This window comes from Aeromonas sp. QDB54, assembly GCF_027707385.1.
Classification (GTDB): Bacteria; Pseudomonadota; Gammaproteobacteria; order Enterobacterales; family Aeromonadaceae; genus Aeromonas; species Aeromonas hydrophila.
In genome coordinates this window covers 65,699-81,126 of record NZ_JAPCIT010000016.1, presented here as the reverse complement: position 1 = coordinate 81,126, position 15,428 = coordinate 65,699, and the positions used below count along the sequence as shown (strand labels likewise).

At 58.8% G+C, this 15,428-nt stretch carries 16 protein-coding genes; 6 read left to right on the top strand and 10 right to left on the bottom strand.

The genetic code is table 11. The features are described from left to right. The first annotated feature begins 78 nt into the window (after window positions 1-78). The 5 genes from glnA (at window position 79) to add (ending at window position 5,868) form a co-directional block, all read left to right on the top strand. Window positions 79-1,488: a glutamate--ammonia ligase gene (gene glnA, locus PG881_RS16075; RefSeq protein WP_011704284.1), complete on the top strand. Its 1,410-nt coding sequence runs from the start codon at window positions 79-81 to the stop codon at window positions 1,486-1,488. Between the two features lie 91 nt (window positions 1,489-1,579). Next, on the top strand, window positions 1,580-2,161 hold the full coding sequence (locus tag PG881_RS16070) for a DUF4124 domain-containing protein (RefSeq protein WP_016349091.1): 582 nt from the start codon (window positions 1,580-1,582) through the stop codon (window positions 2,159-2,161). A gap of 80 nt (window positions 2,162-2,241) precedes the next feature. Then, complete coding sequence (gene glnL, locus PG881_RS16065; RefSeq protein ID WP_011704282.1) at window positions 2,242-3,297, top strand: nitrogen regulation protein NR(II); 1,056 nt, start codon at window positions 2,242-2,244, stop codon at window positions 3,295-3,297. Window positions 3,298-3,306: 9 nt separating this feature from the next. Continuing rightward, entirely contained in the window at window positions 3,307-4,725 is a 1,419-nt protein-coding gene (gene glnG, locus PG881_RS16060) for a nitrogen regulation protein NR(I) (RefSeq protein ID WP_010635441.1), read from the top strand. 141 nt (window positions 4,726-4,866) lie between these two features. Further along, complete coding sequence (gene add, locus PG881_RS16055) at window positions 4,867-5,868, top strand: adenosine deaminase (protein WP_270801317.1); 1,002 nt, start codon at window positions 4,867-4,869, stop codon at window positions 5,866-5,868. Between the two features lie 68 nt (window positions 5,869-5,936). On the opposite strand, the gene hemN is transcribed toward add, so the two are convergent. The 4 genes from hemN to PG881_RS16035 form a co-directional block, all read right to left on the bottom strand. Beyond that, window positions 5,937-7,310 carry an oxygen-independent coproporphyrinogen III oxidase gene (gene hemN / locus PG881_RS16050; protein ID WP_043163388.1) on the bottom strand — a complete coding sequence of 458 codons (1,374 nt, stop codon included), beginning with the start codon at window positions 7,308-7,310 and terminating at the stop codon, window positions 5,937-5,939. 27 nt (window positions 7,311-7,337) lie between these two features. Next, window positions 7,338-7,778, bottom strand: coding sequence for a DUF2489 domain-containing protein (locus tag PG881_RS16045; protein WP_016349087.1), 441 nt, complete (start codon window positions 7,776-7,778; stop codon window positions 7,338-7,340). Between the two features lie 11 nt (window positions 7,779-7,789). Continuing rightward, window positions 7,790-8,368, bottom strand: a complete 579-nt coding sequence (yihI, locus tag PG881_RS16040; RefSeq protein WP_041217267.1) for a Der GTPase-activating protein YihI — start codon at window positions 8,366-8,368, stop codon at window positions 7,790-7,792. Window positions 8,369-9,194: 826 nt separating this feature from the next. Next, complete coding sequence (locus PG881_RS16035; protein ID WP_270801314.1) at window positions 9,195-9,812, bottom strand: c-type cytochrome; 618 nt, start codon at window positions 9,810-9,812, stop codon at window positions 9,195-9,197. A 142-nt stretch (window positions 9,813-9,954) separates the two neighbouring features. Here PG881_RS16035 and yihA point away from each other — a divergent pair, with 142 nt between their 5' ends. Continuing rightward, the gene (yihA, locus tag PG881_RS16030) at window positions 9,955-10,605 is read left to right on the top strand and encodes a ribosome biogenesis GTP-binding protein YihA/YsxC (RefSeq protein WP_029302461.1); all 651 of its coding nucleotides are present in this window, start codon (window positions 9,955-9,957) and stop codon (window positions 10,603-10,605) included. A gap of 791 nt (window positions 10,606-11,396) precedes the next feature. Here yihA and PG881_RS16025 read toward each other — a convergent pair. The 6 genes from PG881_RS16025 to PG881_RS16000 all read right to left on the bottom strand — a co-directional run bounded on the left by PG881_RS16025 (window position 11,397) and on the right by PG881_RS16000 (window position 15,421). Beyond that, window positions 11,397-11,657: a DUF1488 domain-containing protein gene (locus PG881_RS16025; RefSeq protein ID WP_016349082.1), complete on the bottom strand. Its 261-nt coding sequence runs from the start codon at window positions 11,655-11,657 to the stop codon at window positions 11,397-11,399. Next, window positions 11,654-12,475, bottom strand: coding sequence for a shikimate dehydrogenase (gene aroE, locus PG881_RS16020; protein ID WP_139705519.1), 822 nt, complete (start codon window positions 12,473-12,475; stop codon window positions 11,654-11,656). Before aroE ends, PG881_RS16025 begins: the two co-directional genes overlap by 4 nt. 108 nt (window positions 12,476-12,583) lie before the next feature. After that, complete coding sequence (gene hemF / locus PG881_RS16015) at window positions 12,584-13,492, bottom strand: oxygen-dependent coproporphyrinogen oxidase (RefSeq protein ID WP_270801306.1); 909 nt, start codon at window positions 13,490-13,492, stop codon at window positions 12,584-12,586. A 94-nt stretch (window positions 13,493-13,586) separates the two neighbouring features. Then, window positions 13,587-14,147 carry a Sua5/YciO/YrdC/YwlC family protein gene (locus PG881_RS16010; RefSeq protein WP_270801304.1) on the bottom strand — a complete coding sequence of 187 codons (561 nt, stop codon included), beginning with the start codon at window positions 14,145-14,147 and terminating at the stop codon, window positions 13,587-13,589. 138 nt (window positions 14,148-14,285) lie between these two features. After that, the gene (gene purE / locus PG881_RS16005) at window positions 14,286-14,789 is read right to left on the bottom strand and encodes a 5-(carboxyamino)imidazole ribonucleotide mutase (protein ID WP_016349078.1); all 504 of its coding nucleotides are present in this window, start codon (window positions 14,787-14,789) and stop codon (window positions 14,286-14,288) included. 74 nt (window positions 14,790-14,863) lie between these two features. Then, window positions 14,864-15,421, bottom strand: coding sequence for a DNA topoisomerase family protein (locus PG881_RS16000; RefSeq protein ID WP_017410581.1), 558 nt, complete (start codon window positions 15,419-15,421; stop codon window positions 14,864-14,866). Window positions 15,422-15,428: the final 7 nt, after the last annotated feature.

The window sequence follows — 15,428 nt, the reverse complement described above, 5'->3', positions numbered from 1 at the left end:
AAACTTGGCACGATACTGGCTTATGTGAATGTGATGACGCATTCACCCTAAGAGTTTTAACACCGGAGGTTACTTAGCATGTCAGCCCAGAACGTTTTGGCCCTGATCCAGGAACACGAAGTCAAGTTTGTCGACCTGCGCTTTACCGACACCAAGGGTAAAGAGCAGCACGTATCCATCCCTTCCCATCAGGTTGACGAAGATTTCTTCGAAGACGGCAAGATGTTCGATGGTTCCTCCATCGGCGGCTGGAAGGGCATCAACGAATCAGACATGGTGCTGATGCCGGATGCGGCCTCCGCCAAACTGGATCCGTTCACCGAAGAGACCACCCTGAACATCGTCTGTGACGTGCTGGAACCGGCCACCATGCAGGGCTACGACCGCGATCCGCGCTCCATCGCCAAGCGTGCCGAAGACTTCCTGAAGTCCAGCGGCATCGCCGACACCGTGCTGTTCGGGCCGGAGCCGGAATTCTTCATGTTCGACAACATCACCTTCTCGAACACCATGGGCCACAGCTTCGTGAAGATCGAATCCGAAGAAGCCGCCTGGAACTCCGGTACCGATTACGAGCACGGCAACAAGGGTCACCGTCCTTTCGTCAAGGGTGGCTACTTCCCGGTTGCACCGGTTGACTCCTCTCAGGACATCCGTGCCGCCATGTGTCTGGTGCTGGAAGAGATGGGCCAGGTCGTTGAAGCTCACCACCACGAAGTGGCGACTGCCGGTCAGAACGAGATCGCGACCCGTTTCAACACCCTCACCCTGAAAGCGGATGAAGTGCAGGTACTGAAGTACGTGATCCACAACGTGGCCCACGCCTACAACAAGACCGTCACCTTCATGCCGAAACCCATGTTCGGTGACAACGGCTCCGGCATGCACTGCCACCAGTCCCTGGCCAAGAACGGCGTCAACCTGTTCGCTGGCGACCTGTACGGCGGTCTGTCCGAGATGGCGCTGCACTACATCGGCGGCATCATCAAGCACGCCAAGGCCATCAACGCCTTCGCCAACCCGACCACCAACTCCTACAAGCGTCTGGTACCGGGTTATGAAGCACCAGTCATGCTGGCCTACTCTGCCCGCAACCGTTCTGCCTCCATCCGTATCCCGGTCGTGCCGAGCCCGAAAGCTCGCCGCATCGAAGTGCGCTTCCCGGATCCGGCTGCCAACCCGTACCTGGCCTTCGCAGCCCAGCTGATGGCCGGTCTGGACGGCATCATCAACAAGATCCATCCGGGCGATGCCATGGACAAGAACCTGTACGATCTGCCGCCGGAAGAAGCTGCCGAAGTGCCGACCGTGGCCGGCTCTCTGGACGAAGCCCTGGCCGCGCTGGATGCGGATCGCGAGTTCCTGACCCGCGGCGGCGTATTCAGCGACGACTTCATCAACTCCTACCTGGAGCTGAAGCAGCAGGACGTTGACCGTGTGCGCATGACCCCGCACCCGCTGGAGTTCGAACTGTACTACTCCGTTTAATCCGGAAGCCAGCTCAGAACTTGACCAAACCCGCCGACAGGCGGGTTTTTTCTCTGATAGGATTAAGCAAAATCCCGTCAAGGAGAGATGGATGAAAAACGCCAACCCAGTATGGATGCTGAGCCTGTTGCTGCTGGCCGCCACCGGCGCCCAGGCTGCCAAGGTATACTCCTGGACTGACAGCCAGGGGGTCGTTCACTACACGGATGCCCCTCCCCCCGGCCAGAAAGCCAAGGAGGTCGATCTGCGCGTTGCCCCCTTCATCGGCAGTTCACCCCGCTCGGTGCAAGTTGACAACTTCAACAGCCTGACCGGCGTCGATGCCAAGAAAGAGAAGGAAGCGGCCAAGCTGGTGATCGAACTGCTCTCCCCGGAACAGGGCAGCACCCTGCGCGACAACACCGGCAACGTGGTGTTTCAGGGTCAGATCAGCCCCCAACCGCCGACCCAGTACGATGTGCGCCTGACCCTGGACGGCAAGGCGGCCCCCATCGTTAAAAACTCCCTCGCCATCCGGGTCGAAAACCTCGATCGCGGTGCCCATGAGGCCCAGCTCGAGCTGCTCGCCAAAGACGGTACGATCCTTGCTAAATCCAAGCCAGTCACCTTCTACCTGCACCGGGCCAGCATCAATCCTGCACCCAAAGTGACCCCCCTCAACAACAAGGGGTGATCCTGTGCCTCGATACGGGTAGACTAAATGCACCACATTGGTGCATTGCTGGTGTATAGCACCGTTTTAGGGAGAAACCTGTGCCAACCCGCCCGGATCAAGCCAAGATACTGCTCGATAACTTGCTGACCGCCGTCATCCTGATGGATGAACGGCTCTGCATCCAGTTCGTCAACCCTGCCGCCGAGCAGCTGCTCTCCCTCAGTCAGCGCCGGCTGATCGGTATCGAACTGCCCCACCTGCTGGAGCATATCTCTCTCGATCTGCAGAGGCTAAAGCAGTGCCTCAGCTCGGGGCAGGGCTTCACCGATAGCGAAGTGACCCTGGTGGTGGAAGGAGAGCCCAGACTGGTGGAGATGAGCGTCAGCCCGCTGGCCGATCATGAGCAACGGCTGATGGTGGTGGAGCTGCGCAAGATCGACCAGCAGAAGAAGATCAGCCAGGAGCTGCAGCAGCATGCCCAACAGCAGGCGGCCAAGGAGCTGGTGCGCGGCCTGGCCCACGAGATCAAGAATCCCCTCGGCGGTCTGCGCGGCGCGGCCCAGCTGCTGCAAAAGGAGCTGCCCGACCCCGCCCTGCGCGAATACACCGGCATCATCATCGAACAGGCCGACCGGCTGCGGGTGCTGGTCGATCGGTTGCTCGGTCCCCAGCGCCCGGGTCGTCACCAGATGCACAACGTCCACTCGGTACTGGAGCAGGTGCGTCGGCTGGTAGAGCTGGAGCTGCCACCGACGGTGCGCATCGAGCGGGATTACGATCCCAGCATCCCGGAGTTCGAGATGGAGCCGGACCAGCTGCAGCAGGCCTTCCTCAATATGGTGCGCAACGCCGCCGAGGCCATCGGCGAGCAGACCGGCCTCATCCGCATCAAGACCCGCACCGCGTTCCAGATCACTATCCACGGCCAGCGCTACCGGCTGGCGGCCGAGATCAAGATCATCGACAACGGCCCCGGCATCCCGGACGCCATCCGCGACACCCTCTTCTATCCGATGATCACCGGCAAGGAGGGGGGCACCGGGCTCGGCCTCTCCATCGCCCAGAACCTGATCGACCAGCACAAGGGGCGGATCGATTGCATCAGCTGGCCCGGCCACACCGAATTCACCATCTTTCTACCGCTTCGCAAATAAGGGAACGTCATGACAGCAAAAGTGTGGATCGTCGATGACGACAGTTCTATCCGCTGGGTGCTGGAGCGCACCCTCGGCAGTGAAGGTTTCGAGTGCGAGAGCTTCGCCGATGGCGAGGCGCTGCTGAGCTCGCTGGAGATGCGCTCGCCGGACGTGATCCTCTCCGACATCCGCATGCCCGGCATCGACGGCCTCAGCCTGCTTGAGCAGATCCATCGCCGCCAGGCCGACCTGCCCATCATCATCATGACCGCCCACTCGGATCTCGACAGCGCGGTCAATGCCTACCAGCGCGGTGCCTTCGAATACCTGCCCAAGCCGTTCGACATCGACGAGGCGGTCACCCTGGTGCGCCGCGCCGAGAATCACCTCAAGGAGCAGCGTACCAAGCGCAAGGCACGCCAGCAGGATCCGGCCAGCAGCCCGGAGATCATCGGCGAGGCACCGGCCATGCAGGAGGTGTTCCGCGCCATCGGCCGGCTGTCGCGCTCCAGCATCTCGGTGCTGATCAACGGCCAGAGCGGCACCGGCAAGGAGCTGGTCGCCCACGCCCTGCACAAGCACAGCCCGCGCGCCCACAAGAACTTCATCGCCCTCAACATGGCCGCCATCCCGAAAGATCTCATCGAATCGGAACTGTTCGGCCATGAGAAGGGAGCCTTCACCGGCGCCAACAACATTCGCCACGGCCGCTTCGAACAGGCCGACGGCGGCACCCTGTTTCTCGACGAGATCGGCGACATGCCGCTGGATGTGCAGACCCGGCTGCTGCGGGTACTGGCCGACGGCCAGTTCTACCGGGTTGGCGGCCATCAGCCGGTGCAGGTGGATGTGCGGATCATCGCCGCCACCCACCAGAATCTGGAGAAGCGGGTGGCCGACGGTGAATTTCGGGAAGACCTGTTCCACCGCCTGAATGTCATCCGGATCCATATTCCCGCCCTCAAGGAGCGCCGCGAGGACATTCCCCAGCTGGCCCAGCACTTCCTGCTGCGGGCAGCCAAGGAGCTGAACGTGGAGGCCAAAAGCCTGCATCCGGATACCCAGGCCTACATCAGCCGCCTGCCCTGGCCGGGCAACGTGCGCCAGCTGGAGAACGTCTGCCGCTGGCTTACCGTGATGGCCTCGGGCCAGGAGGTGCTGGTGAGCGATCTGCCCACCGAACTGCTGACCCCCATCACCAGCACCGCCGAACCGGGTCAGCCGGCCCTGTCCGGCGGCTGGCAGCAGCAGTTGCAGGATTGGGTCGCCGCCAAGCTGGCGCTGGGGGAGACCGATATCCTGGCCGATGCCCTGCCCCAGTTCGAGCGGATCATGCTGGAAACCGCGCTGGACCATACCCATGGTCACAAGCAGGAGGCGGCCAGGCTGCTCGGTTGGGGGCGCAACACCCTCACCCGCAAGCTGAAGGAACTCGACCTCTCCTGAGTCCTTGGGAAAAACGATTCCCATCACGCCTTGGCAAATCACTGACCAATAAGGCCCCGTTTGATTTCAAACGGGGTATCTTTTTTGAGATCCCTGCCTAGAATGGCAGGCTTTCACACCCGACTCGAAGAAGGCGCCATCATGATTGACAGATCTCTTCCCCTGACCGACCTGCACCGCCATCTGGACGGCAACATCCGCCCGCAGACCATCCTCGAGCTGGGCCGTCAGCACAATATCCAACTGCCCGCCTTCGAGCTGGAGGCGCTGCGCCCCCATGTGCAGATCGTCGAGAATGAACCGAGCCTGGTCGCCTTCCTCAAGAAACTGGACTGGGGCGTGGCCGTGCTGGCCGACTACGACGCCTGCCGCCGGGTCGCCTACGAAAACGTGGAAGACTTGCTGCGCGCCGGCATCGACTATGCCGAGCTGCGTTTCAGCCCGGCCTACATGGCGATGGCCCACAAGCTGCACCCGCAGGGCGTGGTCGAAGCCATCATCGATGGCGTAGCGGCCGGCAGCCGCGACTTCGGCATCAAGACCAACCTGATCGGCATCATGAGCCGCACCTTCGGCACCGAGCAGTGCAAGCAAGAACTGGATGGATGCCTGGCCCATCGTGATCGGTTGGTTGCCATCGATCTGGCCGGCGACGAGCTGGGCTTCCCGGGCGAGCTGTTCACCGACCACTTCCGCCGGGTACGTGATGCGGGCATGCGCGTCACCGTGCACGCCGGTGAAGCCGCCGGTCCCGAAAGCATGTGGCAGGCCATTCGCGAGCTGGGGGCCGAGCGTATCGGTCACGGCGTCAAAGCCATTCAGGATCCGGCTCTGATGGCCTATCTGGCCGAGCACCGCATCGGCATCGAGTCCTGCCTCACCTCCAACGTTCAGACCACCACGGTGGCGAGCCTGACCGAACACCCGATCCGCCAGTTCCTGGCCGCCGGCGTGCTGGCTTGCCTCAACACCGACGACCCGGCGGTGGAAGGCATCGACCTGCCCCACGAATACGAGGTGGCGGCCCCGGCTGCCGGCATGACGGTGAGCGAGATCCGCACCGCCCAGCAGAACGGCCTGACCCTGGCCTTCCTGAGCGATACCGAGAAGGCCGAGTTGAGCGCCCGCGCCGCCCAGCGCTGAGCAGGGGCAAGCCCAATAAAAAAACCGCCGAGAGGCGGTTTTTTTATTTCCCAACGACATCGACCGGCTTAGATCACCCGGGAGAACTGCTGCTGGCGCGCCTTGTTGCGCAGGTAGACATCGAAGCACATGCAGATGTTGCGGATCAACAGCTGACCGGTGGAGACCACCTCCAGCCCCTCTTCGGTCATGCGCACCAGGCCATCATCGATGAAGGTCTGCAGCAGCTTGAGATCCTCCGCGAAGTACTCCCTGAACGCCAGGCCATGGGCCTGCTCGACGGCGGCAAAGTTCAGGCGAAAATCGCAGATGAGGCGCTTGATCACCTCGCGGCGGATCAGGTCGTCCTGATTGAGAGAGCACCCCTTCCACTGGGCATGCCCCAGCGTTTCCACCTGGCCATAGTAGGCCTTGAGCTCTTTCTGGTTCTGGGAATAGGCATCGCCGATCATGCTGATGGAGGAGACCCCCAGCCCCAGCAGATCACAATCCCCCTGGGTGGTATAGCCCTGGAAGTTGCGGTGCAGCTTGCCCTCACGCTGGGCAACCGCCAGCTCGTCGTCCGGCTTGGCGAAGTGATCCATGCCGATGAACTGATAACCACGGCCGGTCAGGAAGGCGATGGTGTCCTGCAGCATGGCCAGTTTTTCCTGCGGCGCCGGCATGTCCGCCTCTTTCAGCTTATGCTGAGCGGCAAAACGGCTGGGCAGGTGGGCATAGTTGAAGATGGAGAGACGGGCCGGGTCGGTCTTGAGCACCTCTTCCAGGGTGTGATGGAAGCTCTCCCGGTTCTGGTGCGGCAAGCCGTAGATGAGATCCAGGTTGGTGGAACGAAAGCCCAGTTCACGAGCCCGTTCCAGCATGGCGCGGATGAAGTCGTTGTCCTGCTCGCGGTTGACCGCGACCTGGACCTCCTTGTTGAAGTCCTGCACGCCGAGGCTGATACGGTTGAAGCCGATCTCCCGCAGCACGTCCAGCATGGAGAGCTCGATCTCGCGCGGATCCACTTCAATGCTGATTTCGCCCTCTTCGGCGAAGTGGAAATGCTCCCGCAACATGGCCATCAGTCGGCGAGTCTGGGGTTCATCCAGATAGGTGGGCGTGCCGCCGCCCCAGTGCAGCTGGGTCACCAACCGCTGCTTGAACAGCGGGGCCTGCGCCTTGATCTCCTGCTCGAGAAAATCGAGGTACTGATCGGCCTTGTGGCGGTGACGGGTGATCACCTTGTTGCAGCCGCAGTAGTAGCAGAGCTTGTGACAGAAGGGGATATGCACGTAGAGCGACAGGTTGCGCGCCGGATACTGGCTCGCGGCCTGGACGAAGTCCGGATAACCGAAACCCTCGTTGAACTCCAGCGCGGTGGGATAGGAGGTGTAACGCGGACCGCTGTAGTTATATTTCTCGATCAGGGCCTGATCCCACACAATCTGTTCTGCTTGCACGCTTGCTTCCTCTTTTTTGTTATCGGCTCACCGGCTTAACTGAAAATCCTTCAGTCTGGCCACATCCTCGAGGATCTGCGCCTCCAGCTCGGCCTCATAGCCACTGCGTTCGAGATCCATCTTCATGACTTCATTGCGTTTGAGGGCCCGTCTCGCCTCATGAGTCGGCATCTCCTTCACCTTCTCGTAGAGACCGTACAAACCCGGAAATTCGCCGGCAAAGGCGCGACCACCCTTGATCTGCAACGCATCCAGCAGATTGGTCAGCCGGATGGCGCCCTCGGAGTAGTCACACTGACCATCCCGTACCGCATGGGCAATCACCCTGACACTCTCGAGGATCCGCTCATTGCGGGCCGCGATAGCCTGCTGCTGGCTGTCGTGCTGGCGCTTGAGACGTGCCAGCAAGGTACCGGCATACCAAGCCAGCCCCAACAAAATCAGGCCGCCCAACAAGGCGGCCAGCATCCATCCACTCATCACTTTTTCTTCGGCTCAGGCTTGGGCTCTGGCTGATAGTCGACCTGGGTGAAACGATCCCACAGCTCCTCTTCGGAGGCTGGCTGGCCCGGCTCGTCAAAGTCGGCCTCATCAAAATCAGCCTCGTCTTCGTCATCATCGGTGTCGATGATGCCAAGCTCGTCCATCAGCTCCTGATAACGGTCAACCCGCTGATCGACCCAGGCTTGCTCGGTTGCTTCCAGGGTCTCACCGGCATCGAGCCGATCCAGCAGGTCATTCAGACGATCATCATTCTCGATGGAGGCCAGCTCCTGCTCCGGTGTCATCACCAGCTTCTTCTCTTTGATCTGCTTGGGCGCGACCGGCTTGCTGCTCTTCTCTTCCACGATCAGGGCAACCGGCTTGCGGGACCCGATGCGCGGATCCTTGGCCTGTTTGGTGCCACTCTTCTTGCCGGCCTGCTCGACCTGCTGGCGGGATCCTGCCTTCAAGCCCTTGCGCTTGGCGGCGCGTTTGCGCTCACGGCCTTCCTGGGCACTGGCATCTGATTCTTTGCGCTTACCGGCAGGTTTGCGATTGGGTTGTTTAGCCGACATGAATGAATGACTCCGACAAATAACTGGATTGAAACCCGTTTCCGGTTCGAAAAGGTCCGGAAGAGGATGCTGACACGGGGGACGATGGATTAGAAACAGAGCGGGATCCCGCACCAATCCGGCCATAAATGGCCTTCGAATACCGCAGGATCGGCATCCTCTGGGCATGTTGCTGGTATTTTGACACAGAATGACCAAGCGGGTTAATGACCCAAAAGAAAAAAGGCAGCCGAAGCTGCCTTGATATGTTTATGCGAGTCCCATCCCTGGCTGCAAATCACCCTGTCCGTGGCGATACCTCTGCGCATCATATCTTGTGTATGGTCATCCTGACCTTAATTGGTCGATCCTGAATGTGCGTGTGCTTGCCTGACCCATGCAGACGACGTCCGGTCATCTTCTGGGGTGGTTGCTTCCCGCAGCCCCGCTCTTCCTGAACGGTCACCATCCTGGTCTTTCAATCCATTGCCTGCCACTCGCGTGGCCCTTGGCATCCAGCCTCATCGACATCCTGTCTTCACGACATCCCGGTCGTGAACCACCGCGTGGGCCATTCCATGCATCCACTGTATCAATTTAATAAAGTGACTCAATCCATCAGGAACGTTTTCAAACGGAGATAAACAACTTATTGTCATTTAACATATTGAAATTAATGAATTACTAAGCATTTTTCTAAAAATGTTTAAGCCCTGGCCAGGCTGAGGAATGGGAGATCTCTTACAACAATGCGAGAAAAAATTGGCCAAATGGTGTTAAAGGCCAAAAAGAAACGAGGAGCCGGCGGCTCCTCGTCAATATCAATGAGATAATGTCATCGGCTTGATCAGTGCAGACCTGCCACATATTTGGACAGTACTTCGATATCCTGATCGGTCAGCTTCTTGGCAACGTCCCGCATCATGCTGTTCGGGTCGTTATCACGGGCTGCGGCCCTAAAAGCCGTGAGCTGGGCCTTGATGTAGGCAGGATGCTGGCCGGACAGGCTCGGATACTTGGCCTGCTCGACGCCCGAACCGCGCGGACCATGGCAGGCAGTGCAGGCAGCCAGACCACGGCTCATGTCCCCTCCCATGTACAGCGCCTTGCCTGCAGCGACGGCGTCATCGGGTACCGCGAGCGGCGTCACCTTCTGACTGGAGAAGTAGGCTGCCAGGTCTTCCATGTCCTGTTCAGACAGAGGAAGCGCCATCGGCCCCATGATGGGTGCAACCCGGCCAGTTTGACCAGAAGCTGCAGCCTTCAGTTCAACTAACTGCTTTTTGATATATGATGCGTGCTGACCAGCAATCTTGGGGTACATATCGACTAGGCTGTTGCCGTCCGGTCCATGACAAGCCGCGCAAACGACAGCCTTGGTTTGTCCCGCAGCGGCATCGCCCTTGGCTTGTGCCATCCCCGTTACGCCAACCATCAGAGCAAGAGTAATGACTAGGTTCTTCATGGCGTTCCAACTTCTCGTTATTAGGCTTCCAGATCCCATGCCGCTGAAGGCATGTTAAAATAAACGCGTTTAAGCGACGCCATTTTACACGATTTCACAAAAAAGTAACTCTATAACCCTCTATCTCTATGGGGAATTTACGTTGGATACACAAACTCTGAATTTCAATAAGGTGCATTTTGTGACCAGCGCACCCGACATCCGTCACCTGCCAAATGATGGGGGTGTCGAGATTGCGTTTGCCGGCCGTTCCAATGCCGGTAAGTCATCTGCATTGAATACCTTGACCAAGCACAAGAACCTGGCTCGCACCAGTAAGACGCCGGGACGCACCCAGCTGATCAACCTGTTTGAGCTGGAACCGGGCAAGCGTCTGGTCGACCTGCCGGGCTACGGTTATGCGCAGGTTCCGCTGGAAATGAAGCTCAAGTGGCAAAAGTCGCTGGCGGAATATCTGCAGCGTCGTGAGTCATTGAAAGGTCTGGTGATCCTGATGGACATCCGCCATCCGCTCAAAGATACCGATATGAATATGCTGGAGTGGAGCTCTCACCGCAAACTGCCGGTCATGCTGCTGCTGACCAAGGCCGACAAGCTGAGCCCAGGTCCGCGCAACAATCAGGTCATCAAGGTACGCCAGGCCGTAGCCGAGCTGGGTCCGCAGATCCAGGTGGAAGCCTTCTCTTCCCTGACCCAGATCGGGGTCGAAAAACTGGCACAGACGCTGACTGGCTGGTATCTCGCAGGCGCCGATGAAATGGCTGACGATGAGCAAGCACCGCTCGAGGAGTAAGCTACGTCCTGTATACACCACAACCAAACCCTGCAATTGGCGGAGCAGCTCCTCCGCTGATTGAAAGGCTTTCAGTCTGCTTGCCATAACCCCCTCTCGCCAGTGACATCGCCCACTCCCTACGATGAGCTCTTGAAACACTATTTTTATCAATGGGATAAACAGTTAATTCTATATAACAATTAACTTTTCATCCCATTGGCAACGTTTTCAAAAATAGACGCCGGCGGAGGCGTTCCATCACCAAATAAGTACCAAAGTGAAATTTTATTACAAAGCAGTCAATGGAAAGGATAAAAATGAGGCCGGTTCTGCAAGCGCAGTACCGGCCTTAAACAATCAGTTCAAAAATTGGGAAGAAGCTAAATCTTGAGAACAAAGACGACTGGTTTTCCTCAAGAAGCCCCTTCATTCTAACAAACATTCGCCAACATTAAAGCATTTACTCTAAACGCAACCCATAAAAAAACACCCCGATGATGACTCACCGGGGCCGCTATTCAGCCACATTCAATTACGTGAAATAAAAGGTCTGAAAGATAGAACATCTTACCTCTGTACCCTACGTTGCTAACTGTATAGCAAAGCAGCAGAAAGTGAAAGTAATTTATGTAATTAAGTTTCACGAAAAATGAATTACATAAATTATGTTATTTTTCATATAGATAAAAAAATCCCCAGTACGAATACCGGGGAGTTATAAAGGTGACTAGCTAGCACTTCCTCAACTATCTAGTTAGTCAGCACAACTTGGCGCAAGTTCCGCTGCTTTGAGAAAAAACTTGAAAAAATCAGAGATAGATGGCGCCATCCTCTGCAAACTCTTGTTCCTCAATGAGTTTTTCAGCAATCTCTTCGATGTCAAAACGCACGCTTTCGAAAGCTCGCAGGATGTCTTCCTCTCTGGCGAGGGAGAGCCCGGTCATTTTCTCTAAACGCCTGCGACTGATGTAGCAATCCACCAGCGCCCCCATCTGCTGGGCAGGGAAGTGGATCCGCTGTTCATGCGCTTGCCAGTCGGCCAGCTCGGGAAACAAGATGCCTTGATTCATAAGGTCCCCAGATTTCGTTTCAGTTCTCTCAATACCTGTTTAGTCCCTGGCCGGATTCCGCGCCACACGGTAAAGGCTTCTGCCGCCTGTTCCACCAGCATACCGAGGCCATCTACGGTCTGGCGAGCCCCTTGCCCTTTGGCCCAGGCGATAAAGGGGGTATCGGTCGCGCCATACATCATGTCGTAGATGGCGATATCGGCGTGGATCAGCACCGGAGGGAGCGGCGGCAACTCTCCCTGCAGGCTGGCGGAGGTGGAGTTGATGATCAGATCGAAATGGCCGCCCAGCTGCTCATAGGTCTGGGCACTTACCGCCCCCAGATCACGAAACTCGGCAGCCAGCTGTTCTGCCCTGGCGTGAGTACGGTTGGCGATAACCAATGCCTCGGGTTGCTCGGCCAGCAGCGGTGCCAGCGCACCGCGCGCCGCGCCACCCGCCCCCAGCAGCAGAATCCTGCTGCCAGCAAGTGCCACACCATGCGCCTTGAGATCGGCCACCAACCCGGCACCATCTGTGTTGTCACCCAGCAGTACGCCATCATCGGTCAGCTTGATGGTGTTGACGGCCCCCGCCCGCCGGGCACGAGGACTCAGTCGATCGACCAGGGCGAATGCCTGCTCCTTGAAGGGGACGGTGACATTGCATCCCTTGCCACCTTGGGCAAAGAAGTCTCTCAGACTGGTGGCGAACTCTTCGACGGCCGGCTCGGCCAGACCATATTCCAGCTCCTGCTGGGTTTGCCTGGCAAACAGGGTATGAATAAAGGGAGATTTGCTGTGGCGCACCGGGTGGCCAAAAACCAGATAACGATCCATCAAAGAGTTCCTTCAGAGGGCAATCTCCCGATTTAACGGGTTTTCGCACTCAGGAACAAGCCGAATATCGGCCAATAAGAAGGGGCCATCATGGCCCCTCTCCTCTGGTCACAACCACTCGCGCGGTTTTAGGTAGTCACTGTAGAGCAATGCTTCCGGGCTGCCCGCTGACGGCTGCCAGTCATATTCCCAGCGCGCCAGCGGCGGCATCGACATCAGGATCGACTCGGTGCGCCCGCCAGTCTGCAAACCGAACAGGGTGCCACGGTCATACACCAGATTGAACTCCACATAGCGGCCACGACGATAGAGCTGGAATTCCCGCTCCCGTTCGCCATAAGCCAGCGCCTTGCGGCGCTCGACAATCGGTAGATAGGCATCGAGATAGCCCTTGCCAACCGCCTGCATAAAGGCGAAACAGTCGGCAAACGGCCAGCGATTAAGATCATCGAAGAAGAGGCCGCCAACGCCACGTGTCTCGTCCCGGTGCTTGAGGAAGAAGTAGCGATCACACCAGGATTTGAACTCGGGATAAATATCGGTGCCGAACGGCTGACAAAGATCGCGGGAGACCTGATGCCAATGCCGCACGTCCTCTTCGAACGGATAAAACGGGGTGAGATCGAAGCCGCCACCAAACCACCAGATCGGCTCCTCCCCCTCTTTCTCGGCGATGAAGAAGCGCACATTGGCGTGGCTGGTCGGCACATACGGATTGTGTGGGTGGATCACCAGCGACACCCCCATGGCCTCAAACCGGCGGCCCGCCAGTTCCGGCCGATGGGCCGTTGCCGAGGCCGGCATGGCATCGCCATGAACGTGGGAGAAGTTGACCCCTCCCTGCTCGATCACCGCACCGTGACGCAGCACGCGAGTGCGGCCACCGCCACCTCCTTCACGACGCCAGGCATCTTCCACAAAGTGTCCGACGCCATCGGCCAGTTCCAGACCACGGCAGATCTCGTCCTGCAACTGCAGCAGGAAGGCCTTGACCTGGGCCACATCCGGTTTGCTCATCTTGTCTCCAGTCAGCCAGGATCGTCGCCTGACCCTATTATTGTGATGTCGCCGGATGGGCTAAGCCGATCCGCATTGCTGCTCTCCGAGCGGTTCAAGAGGGGCGGATGATGGCGCCGGTTCTGGCATCCTTGATCTCGGACGGATTGGCCTGCCCCCCCACTTCGCCGGGCAGGATATAGGCCAGCTGACTCGCCAGCAATTCGCCGATATCCGCCACCCTGCGGGCAGGCTCTTCACCGGTCAGGTTGGCGCTGGTAGAGACCAGTGGCTTGCCAAAGGCACGACACAGCCCTTGTACCTGCGGATGGGCCGTCACACGCACCGCCAGGGTAGTGAACTGACCGGTCAGCCAGGCCGGGGTATTGCTGCGCGCCGGCATGATCCAGGTGAAGGGACCAGGCCAGCTCGCTTCCACCCAGGCCAGCTGCTCGCTGGTGAGCTGGTCCAGATCGATGTAATCCTGCAACTGAGCCAGATCGGCGGCGATCAGGATCAGTCCCTTCTCCACCGGGCGTTGCTTGATCGCCAGCAGACGGTGTACCGCCGACTCGGAGTCAGGATCACAACCCAGGCCAAATACCGCCTCGGTCGCATAGGCAATCACCCCATCGCGCTGGAGGGCGGCAACTGCAAGTTCAAATTCATTGGGCATAAAAAATGCGACAGCCGGGCTGTCGCCTCATCATTGATTAACATTGAGCCTACGAAACGGCGACCCTGTCGCCCCTCCCTTCATCGACCAGCGAGAGGCCGGTGGCGAACGGGGGGGGGGGGGTTGCCGTCTCGGAGCTTACTTGAGCAGGGCCTGCAAGGCGGCGTCCTTGGCCAGTACCTCGTCGGCATTTTTCTGGCGTTCGGCCTGCACCTTGGCCGCCAGTTCATCATCCGCCACTGCCAGCATCTGCGCTGCCAGATAGCCTGCATTCTTGGCACCGGCCTTGCCGATCGCCACGGTCGCCACCGGCACCCCGCCCGGCATCTGCACGGTGGAAAGCAGCGCATCCAGCCCCTTGAGCGGGCCGCCATCGATGGGCACACCGATCACAGGACGAGTCGTGATACCCGCCACGGCACCTGCCAGGTGAGCGGCGAGACCGGCGGCACAGATAAAGACCTTGCAGCCACGGGTTTCGGCGTCGGTCACGTACTGATGAGTCGCAGCCGGGGTACGGTGTGCGGAGGTCACTTTCACTTCTACCGCGATATCGAATGACTTGAGCACCTCGAGGGTGGTCTGCATCACCGGAAAATCAGAATCAGAGCCCATCAATACGGCAACAAAGGGTTTATTCATGGTGGGAATTTCCTTACTCCAAGTGGGGGGTTGAAGTTAGCCGAAAACGTTTCAATTCGCTTGTGGCGGCCGGATTATACCTGCTCGCTCTGGTGGCCGCATTTCTTTTGCGGACAGATCCAGCGCAGTGCTCCCCTCACCTTTTTCTCGACCATGATACCCCAGCCACATTGCGGGCAAGGCATGGGGACCGGCTTGTCATTCACCACATATTTGCAATGGGGGTAACCGTCGCAAGAGTAGAACTGCTTGCCATAGCGAGAGGTTCGGCTGATGAGGTGTCCCTTGCCACACTCCGGGCAGAGGATCTGGGTATCGTCGCTCTCCTGCAGGGATTCGATGTGCTGGCAGGCCGGGTACTGGGTGCAGCCGACAAACAGGCCATAACGCCCCTTCTTGATCGCCAGCGGCTGGCCGCAGTCCGGGCAGGCCGAGCCCTCAAGCACCTTCTCGATGTCACGACCGGACGGGGTCAGGGAGCGGATGTAATCACAGGCAGGATAGGCAGAACAACCGAGGAAGGGACCATGCTTGCCCTGGCGGATCACCAGCTCGGCCCCACACTGCGGGCACGGTTCGCGCTCGAAGGCATGTTCGTGGGCTGAAAAGAGGTGATGATCGATTTTTGACATGGGCCGC

Bases quoted from the DNA above. Each gene is read 5' to 3' on its own strand.
- PG881_RS16070 (WP_016349091.1), top strand. From the start codon at position 1,580: ATGAAAAACGCCAACCCAGTATGGATGCTGAGCCTGTTGCTGCTGGCC.
- add (WP_270801317.1), top strand. From the start codon at position 4,867: ATGATTGACAGATCTCTTCCCCTGACCGACCTGCACCGCCATCTGGAC.
- PG881_RS16045 (WP_016349087.1), bottom strand. From the start codon at position 7,778: ATGCTGGCCGCCTTGTTGGGCGGCCTGATTTTGTTGGGGCTGGCTTGG.
- yihI (WP_041217267.1), bottom strand. From the start codon at position 8,368: ATGTCGGCTAAACAACCCAATCGCAAACCTGCCGGTAAGCGCAAAGAA.
- PG881_RS16035 (WP_270801314.1), bottom strand. From the start codon at position 9,812: ATGAAGAACCTAGTCATTACTCTTGCTCTGATGGTTGGCGTAACGGGG.
- aroE (WP_139705519.1), bottom strand. From the start codon at position 12,475: ATGGATCGTTATCTGGTTTTTGGCCACCCGGTGCGCCACAGCAAATCT.
- PG881_RS16025 (WP_016349082.1), bottom strand. From the start codon at position 11,657: ATGAATCAAGGCATCTTGTTTCCCGAGCTGGCCGACTGGCAAGCGCAT.
- purE (WP_016349078.1), bottom strand. From the start codon at position 14,789: ATGAATAAACCCTTTGTTGCCGTATTGATGGGCTCTGATTCTGATTTT.
- glnA (WP_011704284.1), top strand. From the start codon at position 79: ATGTCAGCCCAGAACGTTTTGGCCCTGATCCAGGAACACGAAGTCAAG.
- hemF (WP_270801306.1), bottom strand. From the start codon at position 13,492: ATGAGCAAACCGGATGTGGCCCAGGTCAAGGCCTTCCTGCTGCAGTTG.
- PG881_RS16000 (WP_017410581.1), bottom strand. From the start codon at position 15,421: ATGTCAAAAATCGATCATCACCTCTTTTCAGCCCACGAACATGCCTTC.
- glnG (WP_010635441.1), top strand. From the start codon at position 3,307: ATGACAGCAAAAGTGTGGATCGTCGATGACGACAGTTCTATCCGCTGG.
- PG881_RS16010 (WP_270801304.1), bottom strand. From the start codon at position 14,147: ATGCCCAATGAATTTGAACTTGCAGTTGCCGCCCTCCAGCGCGATGGG.